General features: G+C 46.2%; 11 protein-coding genes. 1 reads left to right on the forward strand and 10 read right to left on the reverse strand.

What is annotated here, in order from left to right; all coding sequences use genetic code 11:
• Positions 1-43: 43 nt before the first annotated feature.
• Positions 44-898, reverse strand: a complete 855-nt coding sequence (locus EWM62_RS01095) for a M50 family metallopeptidase (protein WP_129874797.1) — start codon at positions 896-898, stop codon at positions 44-46.
• Between the two features lie 437 nt (positions 899-1335).
• On the opposite strand from EWM62_RS01095, the gene EWM62_RS01100 reads away from it, so the two are divergent.
• Positions 1336-3969, forward strand: coding sequence for a TonB-dependent receptor (locus tag EWM62_RS01100; RefSeq protein WP_129874798.1), 2634 nt, complete (start codon positions 1336-1338; stop codon positions 3967-3969).
• A gap of 430 nt (positions 3970-4399) precedes the next feature.
• Here EWM62_RS01100 and EWM62_RS01105 read toward each other — a convergent pair whose 3' ends face one another.
• From EWM62_RS01105 to EWM62_RS01145, 9 genes are all read right to left on the reverse strand, one after another.
• A complete protein-coding gene (locus EWM62_RS01105; protein WP_129874799.1) occupies positions 4400-5650 on the reverse strand; it encodes a sulfate adenylyltransferase subunit 1 in 1251 nt (416 codons plus the stop codon).
• 113 nt (positions 5651-5763) lie between these two features.
• On the reverse strand, positions 5764-6669 hold the full coding sequence (gene cysD, locus EWM62_RS01110) for a sulfate adenylyltransferase subunit CysD (RefSeq protein WP_129874800.1): 906 nt from the start codon (positions 6667-6669) through the stop codon (positions 5764-5766).
• Positions 6666-7418 (reverse strand): phosphoadenylyl-sulfate reductase, encoded by a 753-nt coding sequence (locus EWM62_RS01115; RefSeq protein ID WP_129874801.1) that lies wholly within the window; start codon positions 7416-7418, stop codon positions 6666-6668. Before EWM62_RS01115 ends, cysD begins: the two co-directional genes overlap by 4 nt.
• A complete protein-coding gene (locus EWM62_RS01120; protein WP_129874802.1) occupies positions 7418-8929 on the reverse strand; it encodes a TSUP family transporter in 1512 nt (503 codons plus the stop codon). Before EWM62_RS01120 ends, EWM62_RS01115 begins: the two co-directional genes overlap by 1 nt.
• Entirely contained in the window at positions 8907-9698 is a 792-nt protein-coding gene (cobA, locus tag EWM62_RS01125) for a uroporphyrinogen-III C-methyltransferase (RefSeq protein ID WP_129874803.1), read from the reverse strand. Before cobA ends, EWM62_RS01120 begins: the two co-directional genes overlap by 23 nt.
• Entirely contained in the window at positions 9695-11788 is a 2094-nt protein-coding gene (locus EWM62_RS01130) for a HEPN domain-containing protein (RefSeq protein ID WP_129874804.1), read from the reverse strand. The genes cobA and EWM62_RS01130 overlap by 4 nt, the downstream gene beginning before the upstream one ends.
• A gap of 350 nt (positions 11789-12138) precedes the next feature.
• Positions 12139-13533 (reverse strand): arginine decarboxylase, encoded by a 1395-nt coding sequence (locus EWM62_RS01135; RefSeq protein ID WP_129874805.1) that lies wholly within the window; start codon positions 13531-13533, stop codon positions 12139-12141.
• A gap of 174 nt (positions 13534-13707) precedes the next feature.
• A complete protein-coding gene (gene ctlX / locus EWM62_RS01140) occupies positions 13708-14631 on the reverse strand; it encodes a citrulline utilization hydrolase CtlX (protein ID WP_238989251.1) in 924 nt (307 codons plus the stop codon).
• 117 nt (positions 14632-14748) lie between these two features.
• Positions 14749-16194 carry an arginine deiminase family protein gene (locus EWM62_RS01145; RefSeq protein WP_129874806.1) on the reverse strand — a complete coding sequence of 482 codons (1446 nt, stop codon included), beginning with the start codon at positions 16192-16194 and terminating at the stop codon, positions 14749-14751.
• Between the last annotated feature and the right edge of the window lie 114 nt (positions 16195-16308).

The following is a 16308-nucleotide window of genomic DNA, read 5'->3' on the forward strand; positions in this document are numbered from 1 at the left end:
ACGATTTGCTGCCGAATCCGGATAGGAAATATTGAGGTTTTAGCTAAAGGGCATCAGGTGTCGGCTCGTCTATCTGCAAGGCCTTCCATACAGCTGGCGACATGTCGCCTTTAACCGCAACAAGTTTCTGTTTTGCCGCATCGGTTTCGTTTTGCAGCCGGTTATCTTTATAGTACTGATATTCGTAATAATAGCCCCAAAAACGCATAAATGCTTCGTCGTCGGTTTGTAACAACCGGGCCTGGTTCAGGTCGATATTTTTGGCCGAATTATCTATGGTCGATTGTGCTATCAGCGATAGCATGGCTTCTTCTATGGCGCCGGCTTCTCCTTTGCTTATTAAACGCTGGAACCGTGCCCTGTCGGTAAAGAATATACCGCTTTTTGACGGGAGCGTAGTTGCCAGCACCAACCCCAGGGAGCACGCGCCCGACACCATCCAAAACCCACGGCCAGCGCCGGATGTACAGTAAATGGTGAGCAAAAACGCCACGATGCCAAACAGGAGGGAGGCTGCAGGCCCGGCGATAACCATGCGCGCAAACTTTTTGCGGTTATCCGGGCTTTGCTGCACCGGAACGGTAGCGGCAATGCCGCCCATCATTCCAATATCTTTATTTAAATAAATTTTTACCTTGTTGTTTTCCCTTTTGATACCCAGCAAGCCCACTACAAATAACTCGAACCTAAAACCCTGCGCCAACCCTGTTAACAGGTGCCCCAGTTCATGAATGGCAAGGGTGCTGAATATGGCGATAATAGTTAGCAGCAAAAACAAAAAGCCATTAGGCTTATGTCCCTTAGGGAAAACAGAGAAGCCACGGCCTGCGGCATAACCGGCACAAAGCATTAAAATTAAAATAACCAGGCCCGGGCCAAACTTTTTTAGCGCTTTCATTTATTAATAGATGCTGGTATTATTAATATGTTACCGCGGAATGATTATTTATTTATTGTTATTTTATACTGTATAGCGTGCTATATAGCTATAAATATTATTTTTTTTGCTTTAATATTTGGATGCTATAAAAGATTTTATACTTTTGTCTACTTATTCTATAGACAATGTATTATTTATCTGAACATCGCCTTACTATTGTACTAACCCGCATCGCTCCCGGATGCTGTTGTTGCTGAGCAGCAGCTAATATTATTCAACTGTCTGTAATTATTTAGCTATCCATCTTCCGGCAAAAACCGGGTACCCACGCTTGTTAGCACGGAAAATTTACGCCTCTTTTTTAAAATTTCTACCCGCTTAAGTGAAGGGGCAGGCAGCATAACGACAACACATTATCAACATTTAACACGCTACATCTAAACTATACCCTAATAATGAAACTTATATTTTATACAAGGACATTTTTACTTATCACGTTTTTGATCTTTTCATCATCAGCAATTTTTGCGCAAAATACTATAACAGGTGTTGTAAAAGATATTAAAGGCGCCCCTATACCAAATGCAAATTTGGTAATACGCGGAACAACAATAGGTGTAAGTGCCGACACAAGCGGCCGGTTTAGCCTTACAACATCCATAGAAACCCCATTCTACATCCGTGTATCTTCCGTTGGGTTTAAACCCCAGGATTTTCAGGTCTTAACTTTCCAAACCACCCCTTTAGAGCTGGTACTGGTAGAGGATAACCTGCTTGCCGAAATTGTGGTGACCTCCCGCAGGCGCAAGGAATTACTGCAGGATGTGCCGATTCCAATATCTGTGGTAGGCGGCAACCAGGTAGACCAAACCGGCGCGTTTAATGTTAACCGCGTAAAGGAGCTGATCCCATCGCTTCAGCTTTATACCTCAAACCCCCGCAATACAGGTATCAACATCCGCGGTATCGGCTCACCATTTGGGCTTACCAATGATGGCCTTGACCCGGGTGTAGGTTTTTATGTGGATGGTGTGTATTACGCACGCCCCGCCGCCGCTACGCTCGACTTTATCGACGTACAGAGTATAGAAGTATTACGTGGCCCGCAGGGAACGTTGTTTGGTAAAAATACCAGCGCGGGCGCTTTCAATATTACAACCCGTAAAGCAAGTTTTACGCCTGAAGCTTCTTTCGAAACAAGTTTTGGTAATTATGGGTACCTTCAGGCAAAAGCCTCGGTATCGGGCCCGTTGAGCAAGGTTTTTGCTGCACGCGTTTCCTTTTCAGGGACACAACGCAACGGCCTGGTTGATAATGTAGCCACAGGAAGGGCCACTAATGATATCAACAACATAGGCGGCCGCGCGCAGTTACTTTATAAACCATCGGATAATGTTGCCATTACCCTTGCGGGTGATGTAACCGACCAAAAACCTGATGGCTATGCACAGGTTATAGCAGGAGTAGTAACAACCAAACGCGCGGCTTACCGCCAGTTCAATAATATAATTGCCGACCCACAGTTCAAAGGATATAAATTGCCAAGCCAAAATGCTTTTGACCGTAAGATAGATCATGATACCCCATGGCGGTCGGGTAACCAACTGGGCGGTGTATCGTTAAATGCTGATATAAAATTAGGCCCCGGCACCTTAACATCAACTACGGCATGGCGCTACTGGAACTGGGACCCATCGAACGACCGCGACTTTACAGGTTTGCCGGTACTATCGAAATCGCAAAACCCTTCAAAACACAGAAACTGGTCGCAGGAGGTGCGTTATGCAGGCGAATTCTCTTCAAAACTGAGCGGTGTGGCAGGCTTATTTTATCTCGACCAAACGGTTAGGACTACCGGTACCGAGGAATCAGGTTCGGCACAGGCACGGTTTGCTAAAAGCTCGACCGGCGCAAATGCAAATACCCCCGGCGTAACCAACGACGAATTATGGGCCACACCGGGCCTGCTGGAAGGATACGGGATATACACCAACGCTTCCATAAAATCAAAAAGCGCCGCGGCATTTGCCAGTGTTGATTATGAGCTTTTTAAAGGATTCCACATACTACCCGGTGTACGTATAAACTATGATAAGAAAGATGTAAGCTATGACAGGGTTGCAAAAGGTGGCCTTGATGTGTCTGGCAGCGGTGCGGTAAATAAAGAACTGCAAAAAATAAAGAATGGTGTATACAGCAGCCAAAAATATAATGCTGATGCTGATGAGAAGAACTTTACATACTCGTTAACAGCAGCCTACAGGCCAAACAGGCGCTTAAATGCTTTTGCAACCTATTCAACCAGCTTTAAGCCCGTTGGGGTTAACGTTGCCGGCCTGCCAAGTGTTGTAGGCGGAACAGATGCCGACCTTACCCTGGCAGTTATTAAGCCGGAAAAAACAAAACATTACGAACTTGGCGTTAAAACCACACCACTTGATAACCTGATCCTGAACATTACCTTCCATAACTCGGATATTAAGGATTACCAAACCAATGTTCAATCGCCCGAATTAGGCGTTAACCGGGGCTACATTGCCAATGCCGAAAAGGTAAATGTAAAAGGTGTGGAATTTGATGCTAATATACAGGCCAATAAAAACTTTTCGTTCTACGGTGCTGCGGCTTATACCGATGCCAAATATGTAAAGTTTACCAACGCACCGCTTCCGCTTGAGGAAACCGGGTCTACTGTGGATGGCAAGCAGGTAGCGTTTAAAGATATCTCGGGCGGAAGGCTTCCTGGTGTTTCAAAATGGGCCGGGTCATTAGGCGGCGAGTTTGCTACCGATGCCAAATTTGTAAGTAAAGGCACAAAATATTTCATCGGGGTAGATGGTTCATTCCGCTCATCGTTTTCTTCGAGTCCATCGCCATCGGCTTATTTGAATATTGAAGGCTATGGCTTGCTTAACGTACGCACGGGCTTTAAAGCCGCGCATGGCCTTTCAGCATATATCTGGAGCCGCAACCTGCTTGATAAAAATTATTACGAGCAGTTATTACCGGCAGGTGGTAACGCAGGCCAGTATGCAGCCGTATTGGGCGATCAAAGGACATTTGGTGTAACGCTGCGGTATGTTTTATAATTAGTTCATAGTTGATGGTTCATAGTTGATGGTAGAAGATTTGGCTATGAACTATGAACCATAACCCATCAGCTATAATAAAGATCCTATTTGTTTTTTAGGTATAATTTAGTTTTTCAAAAAGCGGGCGGGCGAGCTGCCCGCTTTTTTTTGTTTTACTATTTCACACAACTAACCGTGCTGTCATTTCGAACGAGCGGGTGGGGAGAGCGAGGGGAGCGAGGAGAAATCTTATACGCCCTACATACAGCAATGCATAATTTACTTATCGCTTTTATAAGATTTCTCCTCGTACCTCGTTCGAAATAACAGCGCCGGAGTAGGCGAGGTGTTGCCTTAAAAAGCAAGAACCCCGCACGAGTTGCACCTCGCACAGGGTTGTCTTACTTCACTTAACGGTTTATAAATAATTATTACAATTATTTCGGGGTTACTCTACCGACTGGCGCAGCATCAGCGCGCCTACGGTTACATTGGTGCGGCTATCGATTATAATAGCGCCGCCATTGGCTTTGTTTACCTGGTAGGGGTCGAAGGCCAAGGGCTCGGCGGTTTTGATAACAATGCGGCCGATATCATTCAGTTTAAATTCTTCGTCAAAATCCTTTTCCAGCGTGTTGATGTTCACTTTGTAAATGATTTCCTGAATTTTGCAGCGGATGGTTTTTGTATTGTGCTGCACCAGGTAGGTAAGCGAGGTATCCAGCGGTCGGGTATCCATCCAGCACAGGTCTGCCTCAATTACGTTACTTAGCTGCGGCTGCCCGGCGCTGTTTACGATGATATCACCTCTGCTGATATCGATATTATCCTGTAAATGTACAGTTACCGACATGCCCGCCAATGCTTCGGCAGGCTGCTTATCGTAAACCTCTATTTTGGAGATGGTTGAGCTAAATCCAGACGGCAGCACCGTAACCTTATCGTTTACCTTGAACGATCCGCTTGATACACGGCCGGCATACCCCCGGTAGTCGTGCAGGGCATCTGTTTGTGGGCGCACCACCCATTGTACGGGCAGGCGGGCATGGGCCGATGAATCATCAATGGTTATCTCCACATTCTCTAAATGCTGCAGCAGGCTATCTCCAAGATACCAGGTCATTTTTGATGAAGGGTACACAATGTTATCGCCTTTAAGCGCGCTTACCGGGATGTAAGTTACGTTATCGAGGTTAACTTTTGCCGCCAGTTTTTTGTAGTCGGCTACTATTTGCTTGTAAACATCCTCGCTGTAATCAACCATGTCCATTTTGTTGATGGCAACCACCACCTGCGGGATCTGCAGCAGCGATACCAAAAACGAGTGACGAGTGGTTTGCTCTACCACACCTTTACGGGCGTCTATTAAAATAATGGCCAAAGCAGCGTTGCTTGCACCGGTAACCATGTTACGGGTGTACTGGATATGGCCGGGCGCATCGGCAATAATAAATTTACGCTTATCGGTCTCGAAGTATTTGTAGGCCACATCAATGGTAATGCCCTGCTCGCGCTCGGCTTTAAGGCCGTCGGTTAAAATGGCAAGGTCAATGCTGCCATCATCATTCTTGCGGTTTGATGCATGCAGGGCCTCCAACTGATCGGCAAGGATAGCTTCGCTATCGTATAACAGGCGACCGATCAAGGTGCTTTTGCCATCGTCTACACTGCCTGCGGTTATAAATTTTAGTATATCCATTTTGTTTATTTCGAATTTCGGATTTTCGATTTCGGATTTGTTTTACTCGGTTAGATCTTGATTTTGGATTTGCGCATTGCATAAATCCGAAATCGAGAATCTCAAATCCGAAATTAAAAGTACCCTCCCTTTTTCCTGTCTTCCATAGCAGCTTCGCTTACTTTGTCGTCCATACGGGCGCCACGCTCACTGATCTTTGATGATGCTATCTCGTCGATGATATCATCTATCTCAAAAGCGTACGATTCTACCGCCGCGGTACAGGTCATGTCGCCAACGGTACGGAACCGTACATTTTTGCGGGTTATTACATCTTCATCGTCCATATTTAAAAATGGCGATGCTGCCATCAGCTGCCCGTTACGGGTGATACAATCGCGCTGGTGGGCGAAGTAAATAGTAGGCAAGGGGATATTTTCGCGGCGGATATAGTTCCACACATCAAGCTCCGTCCAGTTGCTTATCGGGAACACGCGCACGTTTTCGCCTTTATGGATCTTTCCGTTGTAGATGTCCCAAAGCTCGGGGCGCTGGCGTTTAGGATCCCATTGACCAAACTCGTCGCGTACCGAAAAGATCCGTTCTTTGGCGCGGGCCTTTTCCTCGTCGCGGCGGGCGCCACCAATACAGGCATCAAACTTGTTTTTAGCAATGGTATCCAGCAGTGTAATGGTTTGTAAAGGGTTACGGCTGGCGTTTTTGCCCGTTTGTTCAATAACTTTACCCTCATCAATCGTGTCCTGCACATGGCCAATTATCAGCTTTTCGCCAATGCGGGCAATCATTTCATCGCGGTAGGTAATGGTTTCTTCAAAATTGTGCCCTGTATCGATATGCACCAGCGGGAAAGGGAACTTACCCGGGCGAAAGGCTTTTAACGCCAGGTGCACCAGGGTAATAGAATCTTTACCGCCGCTGAATAACAGCGCAGGTTTTTCAAACTGCCCCGCTACTTCGCGCAGGATATATATGGCCTCTGCCTCTAATTCGTCCAGGTAATCTAACCGGTATTTGCTCATTTTACTAAAATTATTTTACTGAGTCCCTCTCCTTCGGAGAGGGGTTGGGGTGAGGCCGCATGTAAACCACACTCTTTTTTACTTTGGTCTTCCCACCACCAGCGCCCGGCCCTAAAATCTTCGCCGGGTTGTACCGCCCTGGTACAGGGCAGGCAGCCTATGCTTGGGAAACCCCTGTCATGCAATGTATTGTACGGTATGTTATATTGTTTGATGTAAGCCTTTACATCGTCTAAAGTCCAACTGAAAATAGGGTGGAACTTAACCAACTGGTTCCCTTCATCCCATTCCACATTGCTCATATCCTCGCGGTTTGGCGATTGCTCGGAACGGATGCCGGTTATCCAGCATTGGTTGCCTGCAAGTGCGCGGTGCAAAGGCTCTATCTTACGGATGCCGCAGCATTCCTTCCGGTTATCTACCGATTCGTAAAAGCTGTTGGGGCCTTTGGCGTTCACCATCGCTTCCAGCCGGTTATTATCCGGGTAGTAGGCGTGGATAGGTTGGCCGTAGATCTCAATAGTGCGGTTCCACACGTAATAAGTTTCGGGGAACAGGCGGCCGGTTTCCAGCGTAAATACTTTTATGGGAATATTATCGGCGAAGATCATGTGCGAGATCACCTGGTCTTCCCAACCAAAGCTGGTAGAGAATACAATTTCGCCCGCGAACTGCTCTGCTAAAGCACGTAAGGCATCTACCGGGTTTTTGCCGTTCACCAATTGCGATATGTAAGCAGTATCGGCCATTATATCACTTTAATTAAAAAATTAATAATGCTGCGGATACTGATAAGAATTACAATAACCGCTACCGAAAACATGATAGCCTTTGCCGAGATCTTGTTAGAGATACGTGCCGCTACCGGCGATGCCAGTGCGCTGCCTATTACCAACCCTGCTACCGCATCCCAATGCGAGCTGTTGAGCATGGTAATAAACGTAAGCGAACCCATAAGCGCTATAAAAAAGCGTGAAAGCTTTACCGTGCCTAATGAGAAACGCGGGTGCCTGCCGCCTGCTATTAAGGTAGAAAGAACAATGGAACCCCAGCCGCCGCCGCCAACTGCATCAATAAACCCACCGCCAAGGCCTAATAACGAGATCTTTTTGATCTTGCCGCCTGTGCGCTTGCGGTTAATACTGATTGCTTTAGACAGGATAACAAAACCCAGTATAAGCGTGTAAACCGAAATTACCGGTTTGGTATATTGCGCGTAATGTTCTAAAGATGACAGCAGGTAGGCCCCTGTTACGGCACCAACAACGCCCGGAAGCAGCAATAGTTTAAACAGTTTCCAGTTTACGTTGCCCATACGGTAGTGCATCCAGCCAGCAATACCGTTGCTCATAATTTCTGACAAGTGCACACCCATACTTGCCGAAGCAGGAGGGATGCCCATTGAAAGTGAGAATGTAGTTGAAGTTACTCCGTACGACATGCCTATAGCGCCATCTATCAGCGCGAAAAGGAAGCCCGCCCCAAGGAAATAATAAAACATGGGCGAAATGGTTTCCACGTAATCCCTAAAAGCAGGTTCTTTATACCAAAGGGCCGCAATCGCTATCAACAAGAACGCGATGGATGTGCCCCATACCAGTAGTTTAAGGTTTTTATTGCTGGGCGGTTTTTGCCCGCCAATTAGCACGGCGGTAACCCTGTTCAGTTCTTTTACTTTGTGGGTGAAATCGCCCGAGAGGGTGTTGCGCACCTCGTTCATTTGCTGCAGGGTGATATCAAGGTCGGCAGGGAGGGCTTCGCCCAAAACTTCTTTAAGCCGCTTGGCTATGGTTGGCGATTTACCGTTGGTGGATATACCGATCTTCAGGTCGCCTTTTTGCACGATAGAACCCAGGTAAAAATCGCAAAGCTCGGGCTTGTCGGCCACGTTTATCAATAGTTTTCGGTCGTGTGCCGATTGCCTGATGTATTTATTCAGGTCGCTGTCGTTTGTAGCGGCTATAACAATATCTGCGCTGTCAAGATCGGTATCTGTAAACGATTTTTGAACTACGTTTACCAGCGGGTAAGTTGCAACCAGCGTGTGTACAGCCGGTAAAAAATCTTTAGAAATAATAGTAACGGCAGCAACCGGACTGTTTTGCAGCAGGGCGGTCAGTTTTTCTAAACCAACATTACCACCGCCAACCAATACGGTATGCAGGTTGTTAAGCTTTAAAAACACCGGGAACAATTGATTGCCCAAAGCCTCTGCAGGCTTAACTTCTGTTAAATTACTATCTTCCGGCAACAACGTCATAAACTTCTTTAACCAATTTAAACTGTGGGTGTAACGATACCACCTCGCCAAACACTATTAAGGCGGGCGAGCTTATTTCCTGCTCTTTAGCCAGTTGTGCTATGTTGTTTGCGGTACCAACGGCTACTTTTTCGTTTACGGTTGTACCGCTTTGTATAACGGCGACCGGCAGGTTACCTTTTCCTTCGTTTATAAAGATCCCGGCTATTTTAGCCAATTTATGTACGCCCATCAGCACTATAATGGTAGCATTGGTTTTGGCCGCATCGTACAAGTCGGCAGATACCTTACCATCGCTTGTAGTGCCGGTAACAACCCAAAAGCTTTCACTAAGGCCACGATGGGTAACAGGGATACCCTGCAAGCCCGGCACGCCTATCGAACTGGAGATCCCCGGTACAACCTGTGTGGGGATGTTATATTCAGCAGCAAAATCCAATTCCTCGTGCCCGCGGCCGAACACGAAGGGGTCGCCGCCTTTTAAGCGTACTACATGGCCATAGTTTAGGGCGTAATCAACCATTAAACGGTTAATATTATCCTGCGAGAACGAATGATCGCCGGAGCGTTTGCCTACATAAACTTTAACAGCATCGGCAGGGGCATAATCCAGCAGGTCGTCGTTCACCAAAGCATCATACAAAACCACATCGGCGGTTTGCAGGGCTTTAACGCCCTTAAGGGTTATCAGTTCCGCATCGCCCGGGCCTGCGCCAACAAGGGTAATGCGTGGTTCATTCAGTATATTTTTTGTATCGGTTTGTATCATGATTGCAACACAGCCTCTCTTCTTAATTTTGTTGCTTCTAAAAAATCGGTAGCCTGCTGTAAATAGGCGGCAGCAAATTCTTTTGAAGGTTCGTTTTTATTTATTTGCAGGATAAGGTCGTTAAATGTACCATCTAAAGTTATCTCGCCTGTTGAAATGTAATGGTTATCAAACTCGCGGATAATACCCGCCTGCGTACTGCTGTTAACACCTTTATCAAGCAGTAATGCCTTCGCAGAACTGATGAAAGTGTTGTAAGCGTGATAAATGGCATCAGACCATTGTCCGTTTTGGTACGAGCTGTTTGCCCAACCTAACTTTTCATCAGATTCGTACAGCAGCGTTGCAACCAGATCGATAATTACACCGGCGCACTCGCCAACTCCTATTGCAGATACATAGGTTTCCTGGTGGCCCCAGTCAACAAATTCGTCATCGGTAAGGGTGGTCAGGTCGGCCAATGGTTTTAGCAGGCGGTAAAAATAATCCTTTCCCTGCCTGTCGTAATAAGCGTGGAAGGTTTCTTCAGAGATGGAATTGGTTTTATAATCATCCAATACCGCCCGTAAAACATGGGTAGCCCTTTTTGATGGCACCTTTATAACCCGCTCGGCTATGCGGCCAACGCCGTTGCCTACTGTGCCGCCTCCAAGCATTACCTGTACCGATGGCAGCACCTTTGTGCCCGCCTTAAGCGAACTGCCATGGAAGCCGATATGCGCCAAACCATGCTGCCCGCAACTATTCATACAGCCGCTTATCTTTATTTTTATTTCGCGGTTAGCAATAAAATCTTCGTACTCGTTGTATATCACGTCTTCCAGCACACGTGCCATGGTCATACTGTTGCTGATGCCCAGGTTACAGGTATCGGTACCAGGGCAGGTGGTTACGTCGGCCACACTGTCAAAACCAGGTGCAGCCATATTCAGGGCATTCAGGCCTTCGTATAGCGCCGGTAATGCTTCTTTAAGTACAAATTTCAATAGCAGCCCCTGGTTTTGGGTAATGCGGATCTCGTCGGCGGCGTAAGGCTGTATAGCCGCTACCATTTTGCGCGCAACATCAGTAGGGATATCGCCCACGGTAACTTTGATATATACACCGTAAAACCCGGTTTGCTTTTGTTCGAAAACGTTTGTAGCCAGCCATTGTTCGTAACGGAATGGGTTGCTGATGGTAACATCCGGATAAGCCACCTCTTCGGGGATATTTGGCTGCGGAACCGTGTCGCGGTTAATTGGCCATGTTTTTACCTTTATGGCAATCCGTTCTTCATCAACCAGGCGCAAAACTTCGTCGATCCCTATTTTTTGGATCAGGTATTTAAAACGGGCCTTGTTGCGGTTGGTGCGTTCGCCATAACGGTCAAATACACGGATGATGGTTTCGATATAAGGTATCAGCTTATCTTCATGCAAGAACTCCTCTACAGGGATGGCCATCATGGGCTGGGCGCCCAGGCTGCCGCCAATCAGTACTTTAAACCCGCGCTCGCCTTTGTCATTTATTTTTGGCACCAGCCCCACATCATGTATATAAGCAAAAGCGGTGTCGGATTCGCTCGATGAGAACGCGATCTTGAATTTACGGCCCATTTCCTGGCAAATGGGGTTACGTAAAAAATACTCGAATGTAGCGTGTGCATAAGGCGACACGTCAAATGGCTCCAGCGGGTCGATACCGGCGGTGGGGGATGCAGTTACATTACGCACAGTATTACCGCAAGCTTCGCGGATGGTTACATCATCCTGTTTTAGCTTTTCCCAAAGTTCGGGGGTACGGTCGAGGCTAACGTAATGGATCTGGATATCCTGACGGGTGGTTAAATGCAGGTTGCTGCTGGCGTACTCGTCAGATATATCGGCTATTTTAAGCAGCTGCTTAAAGGTTACCTTACCAAAAGGCAATTTTATACGCACCATTTGTACGCCCGGCTGGCGCTGGCCATAAATGCCGCGGGCCAAACGCAGGCTCCTGAATTTTTCGTCGTGTATCTTGCCCTCGCGGTAGGCCCTTATTTTCCGTTCAAGGTCTATAACTTCCTGCGCTACTAAAGGGTTCTCCAGTTCTGTTCTGAAGCTCTGCATATTCGGTACGTAATTTAGTTTTCTCAAAAAAAAGCCCCTTCTGCTGTGGCTGAAGAGGCGAATATTATCTATTTACACATTTACAGCCATGATGTATCCGCCCACATACAGCAGTTAATCAGGTTGTTATGATATGTAAATCCTATTTGTTGCATAATTATTCCCCAAATATATATATAGTATAGGGGAATAGTAGAATTTATTTGAAAAAATGTTTTTTGTGACAATTTTATTATTAACCACAAAGGGCCATAACCATATAGTTTTAATTCCCTCCCAAGGGAGGGAATCTCATCACACAAAAAAGCACCGCCATACAGCAGTGCTTTAAAATATCGATGTAAAAACTTTTAGGTAGTATAACCCAGTATCTTCAATACTTGTTTACTGTTTTGCTCTTCGCCAAACACCTCGAAGTTGAATGTCTCGTCCCTGTTCCTGCGAATGATAACGTGCTTTGGCGATGGCAGCAGGCAGTGGTGGATACCACCGTAACCACTTAATACCTCCTGGTAGGCACCTGTGTTAAAAAAGCCCAGGTATTGTACTTTGCGGGTTTTTGGCATAAACACACTGTTCATGTGCGCTTCCTGGTTGTAGTAATCCTGCCCGTCGCAGGTGATGCCGCCAAGGTTCACACGCTCGTACTCACTATCCCAGTTGTTGATAGGCAGTAAAATATATTTTTGGTTAAGCGCCCAAACATCAGGCAGGTTGGTGATGAACGAACCATCCAGCATTAACCAGCGTTCGCGGTCGTTTTGCTGCTTGCGGCCCAGTACTTTATATAGTATGCCCGAAGCTTCGGCCACGGTGTATTTACCAAACTCGGTAATAATATCAGGTTCCATGGTATCGTGCTCTGCACAGATCTCTTTGATCCGGCTCACAATCTCGTTGATCATGTACTCGTAATCAAAATCAAACACCAGCGAATCTTTAAATGGCATCCCGCCACCAATATCCAGCGTATCTAAATGCGGGTTAATTTTTTTGAATTTGCAATAAAGCGTAACGTATTTCTCCAGCTCGTTCCAGTAATAAGGTGTATCCGAAATACCCGAGTTGATGAAAAAATGCAGCAGCTTAACGTTAAAATTAGGGTTGTTCTCTATTTTATTATGATAGAAATCGATGATATCCTCCATGCGAATACCCAGGCGCGAGGTATAGAACTGTGAGTCGGGCTGCTCCTCGGCCGCTATACGGATGCCCAGGTTGCATGGGGTATCCATTTCTACCTCGTCATCGTACAGGTTAAATTCTTCTTTATTATCCAGTACGGGGATGATGTTTGTAAAGCCATCGTGCAGCATATCAATAATGTACTGCTTGTACTGGAAGGTTTTAAAACCGTTGCAGATAACGGTAACATCCTTGCTAACCGCGCCTTTTTTCTCCAAAGCATCAATCATCGGCATATCAAAGGCCGAGGATGTTTCCAGGTGGATCTCGTTCTTCAGCGCCTCTTCAACAATGTGCTTAAAGTGCGAGCTTTTGGTGCAATAACAATACTTATAAGTACCGCGGTAATTATTTTTGATAATAGCCTGCTGAAAAAGCAGTTTGGCCTGCTGTATTTTTTTGCTGATAATAGGCAGATAGGTAAAACGCAGGGGGGTGCCATACGTTTCTATCATTTCCATCAAATTAAGGTCGTGGAAGTATAATTCATCCTCTATTATCTCGAAACCATCCTGTGGAAAACCAACGCTCAGATCAAGAAATTCCTGGTAACTCTGCATTTATTAAAATTTTGGCAAAAATGTAATTTTTTAACGGATTTTTTGCCAAAATGTTGGGGAGAAATTATAGTAGCAATGTAATTTGTTTGTGCGGAAGTATTGTGACGTGTAATGTCATGGTAAGCTTGTCGAACCATTAACCCACAAGCGAGGATGCTTGCGGTAGCAGAACCTCTAATCCCTAACCTCCAAATGCACTTCTGCCATCATACACCTGGCGCTGCCGCCACCGTTGGTTTCTATGGTATTGATATCTGCATAAACAAGTTTGCCATATTTTTCTAAAGAGGCCTTTTGTTCATCTGTTAATGATTTAAAAGCCGCCTGCGACATCACTATTAAGGTTTCATCATCCGCGTTTTTTACTTCCAGCATATTGCCGGCAAAGTGGTTCATCTGGTCGAAAGTGATATCGACGATCTTTTTATTGGTTGATGTTAGAGAGTTGGTGACTTTCTCTTTTTCAGTTGGATTTGTAATGCTATCTAAACATATCACCACGAATTTACTACCGATGGCCATCAACACATTGGTATGGTAAATGGCTTGCCCGCTTTGGTCGAAGGCGTCAAAGGTCACCGCTTCGTAGCCTGTGTAATCACAAAAGGCTTTCAGCACTTCGGCATTTGTGCGGGGCGAGAGGCAGGCGTAGGCCATCTTGTTTTCCCTGTCTAAAACCATGCTGCCGGTGCCTTCTAAAAACTGTTGTTTTGCTTCAAACCTGCTCAGGTCAATAACATGATTTGCTTTAAATTTATCTTCCAGTTGGCGGATAATATCCTCGCGGCGCTCCAGCCGGCGGTTTTCGGCCTGCATAGGGTACAGGAAAATGTCGCCTGTATCGTGGAAAGACACCCAGTTATTAGGGAAGATGGAATCCGGGGTATGTGGTTCTGCGGTATCATTTATTACGGTCACGTTTACGCCGTTATCGCGCAGTATCTGCACAAAACCGTCAAACTCCTGCTGTGCCTTATGCTGCACGGCCTGCTGGTCGGCATCCTGTTTCTGAAAGGCGTTGCTTTCGGCTGTTTGCACGTTAAAGCCAAACGCCACCGGGCGTATCATTAATAGGTTATTGGTCGATTGGTTGGTCATTGGGTCATTTGCTGCGCTGTCATTCACTTTGTTGTCATTGGGTCATTTGCTGCGCTGTCATTGAGTCATTGGTTAAGTTCATCAGGCCAATGACTCAATGACCTAATGACACAATGACTAAAAAACGCTATCGCGTTTTAAAGGCATACTCATACAATGGAAACCACCGCGGGCACGCGAAAGCTCGGCCGATGGCATTAGTATCAGGGTGTCCTTCATTTTTTGCGGGTCGATCTCGCCGGTTTCAAATTTGGGTAACAGGTCGGTAACATGGATAACGTTGAAACCGCTTTGTTTAAAGGCCTCAACAGTTTTATCGTTACGGTCGTAACCCAGTACCACGCCATCCTTTAGGGCAAGCAGGTTGCAGCTATCGGTCCATTGCTCGCGGGCATCAAAGGGGAACTCATCGTTACCCGAATAGATGAATTTGGTAGGCTCGGTGCTTTCCAGGTCCTTCTGGCTAATGTTATCCAGCAGGGCTTCCAGCGTATCAAAGGTTTTTGGCTTTTTACCTTTTCTGAATTGTACTATCTCGGGTTTGTCCTTATTCTTTTTATCGGCAAACCAGGCTATAGGTTCATTTTGCGATTGCTCGGTTTCGGTAATGGTTAACGACCGCAGCAGCACCCACATATTGCGTTTTACCTGCGTAAAAACGGTATCAATGTGCATGTAATCGCGCTTATGCGGTATTTTTACTATCGTTATCTTACTCACCACATCGTTCTCGAACAATAGTTTTATCGCCTCGTTAGCACCGCTGATAGAAGTACGCTCGCTGCAGCCTATGATCAAATGCTGCGGACTAACCATCATCACATCCCCGCCTTCCAGCGTGGTTTTTTCTTCGTTTACTTCGCCGGGGCGCAAAAAGTGCTGCTTATTTTCCGAGATCTCGATGATGTTGTTGCGATAAGCCTCAAACATCGGGTGGTTGAAAAAGATGTAACGCATCAGCAAGGTCTCGCGCGAGCGGGCCTTTTTAGCGGGTTTGTTCAGTAAAATATGGTTGTTGATGGCAATGCCCAGGTCGCGCGAAAATATCAGGTTGGGGATAGGGGCGAAGATCATGGTATCATCATCCAGCGAACCGGAGATGAAAATCTTGGCAAGTTCAATTGGGGCGGTATCTATCAGCTGCAATTGCAGGCGGTAGTTACAGCTTTCGATAGCACAAACGGCTGCCACCAGTTTCTTGCGGATATCGTCCTTTTGCAATATATCGCCCAGCAGGGTCTGGATCTCAATTACCTTGGTGGAATTATGAAAAGCGGCATTATCAGGCTTAAAAAAATCGCGTTTGGTTTCGGCACTGTCTATCTCGCTCAGCTTGCCCTTTATTTTGGCCGGGTCTAAAAAGTACATCAGTAATTTAATGTAGTAATCGTACTCCTTGCGGCGCATGGTATCCAGGTGCACAATATCCTCAAAAAGCCAGTCCTGCGCTTTGGAAGGTACTACTTTGCCCAGCCCGCTATCGGGGCTGTGCACCAAAAGTACGCGCAGGTTGCCAATCTCAGATGTTACATCTATCTTAAAATCTTGGTCAGTAAGTGTCATAAATGGTTATAAAGAAGCAACAAAGCTATTGTTTTTTAGCGTGGGTTCATAGTTGATAGTTCATGGATGATAGTTGGCGCTTTACAGCTTTTGAAATAGCAACAATTATACAGG

Source organism: Mucilaginibacter terrigena (genome assembly GCF_004168255.1).
In the GTDB taxonomy this organism is placed as follows: domain Bacteria; phylum Bacteroidota; class Bacteroidia; order Sphingobacteriales; family Sphingobacteriaceae; genus Mucilaginibacter; species Mucilaginibacter terrigena.

What these genes read in the sequence shown, in the direction of transcription:
- EWM62_RS01095 (WP_129874797.1), bottom strand. Translation starts at nt 898, where the DNA reads ATGAAAGCGCTAAAAAAGTTTGGCCCGGGCCTGGTTATTTTAATTTTA.
- EWM62_RS01100 (WP_129874798.1), top strand. Translation starts at nt 1,336, where the DNA reads ATGAAACTTATATTTTATACAAGGACATTTTTACTTATCACGTTTTTG.
- EWM62_RS01105 (WP_129874799.1), bottom strand. Translation starts at nt 5,650, where the DNA reads ATGGATATACTAAAATTTATAACCGCAGGCAGTGTAGACGATGGCAAA.
- cysD (WP_129874800.1), bottom strand. Translation starts at nt 6,669, where the DNA reads ATGAGCAAATACCGGTTAGATTACCTGGACGAATTAGAGGCAGAGGCC.
- EWM62_RS01115 (WP_129874801.1), bottom strand. Translation starts at nt 7,418, where the DNA reads ATGGCCGATACTGCTTACATATCGCAATTGGTGAACGGCAAAAACCCG.
- EWM62_RS01120 (WP_129874802.1), bottom strand. Translation starts at nt 8,929, where the DNA reads ATGACGTTGTTGCCGGAAGATAGTAATTTAACAGAAGTTAAGCCTGCA.
- cobA (WP_129874803.1), bottom strand. Translation starts at nt 9,698, where the DNA reads ATGATACAAACCGATACAAAAAATATACTGAATGAACCACGCATTACC.
- EWM62_RS01130 (WP_129874804.1), bottom strand. Translation starts at nt 11,788, where the DNA reads ATGCAGAGCTTCAGAACAGAACTGGAGAACCCTTTAGTAGCGCAGGAA.
- EWM62_RS01135 (WP_129874805.1), bottom strand. Translation starts at nt 13,533, where the DNA reads ATGCAGAGTTACCAGGAATTTCTTGATCTGAGCGTTGGTTTTCCACAG.
- ctlX (WP_238989251.1), bottom strand. Translation starts at nt 14,631, where the DNA reads ATGACCAACCAATCGACCAATAACCTATTAATGATACGCCCGGTGGCG.
- EWM62_RS01145 (WP_129874806.1), bottom strand. Translation starts at nt 16,194, where the DNA reads ATGACACTTACTGACCAAGATTTTAAGATAGATGTAACATCTGAGATT.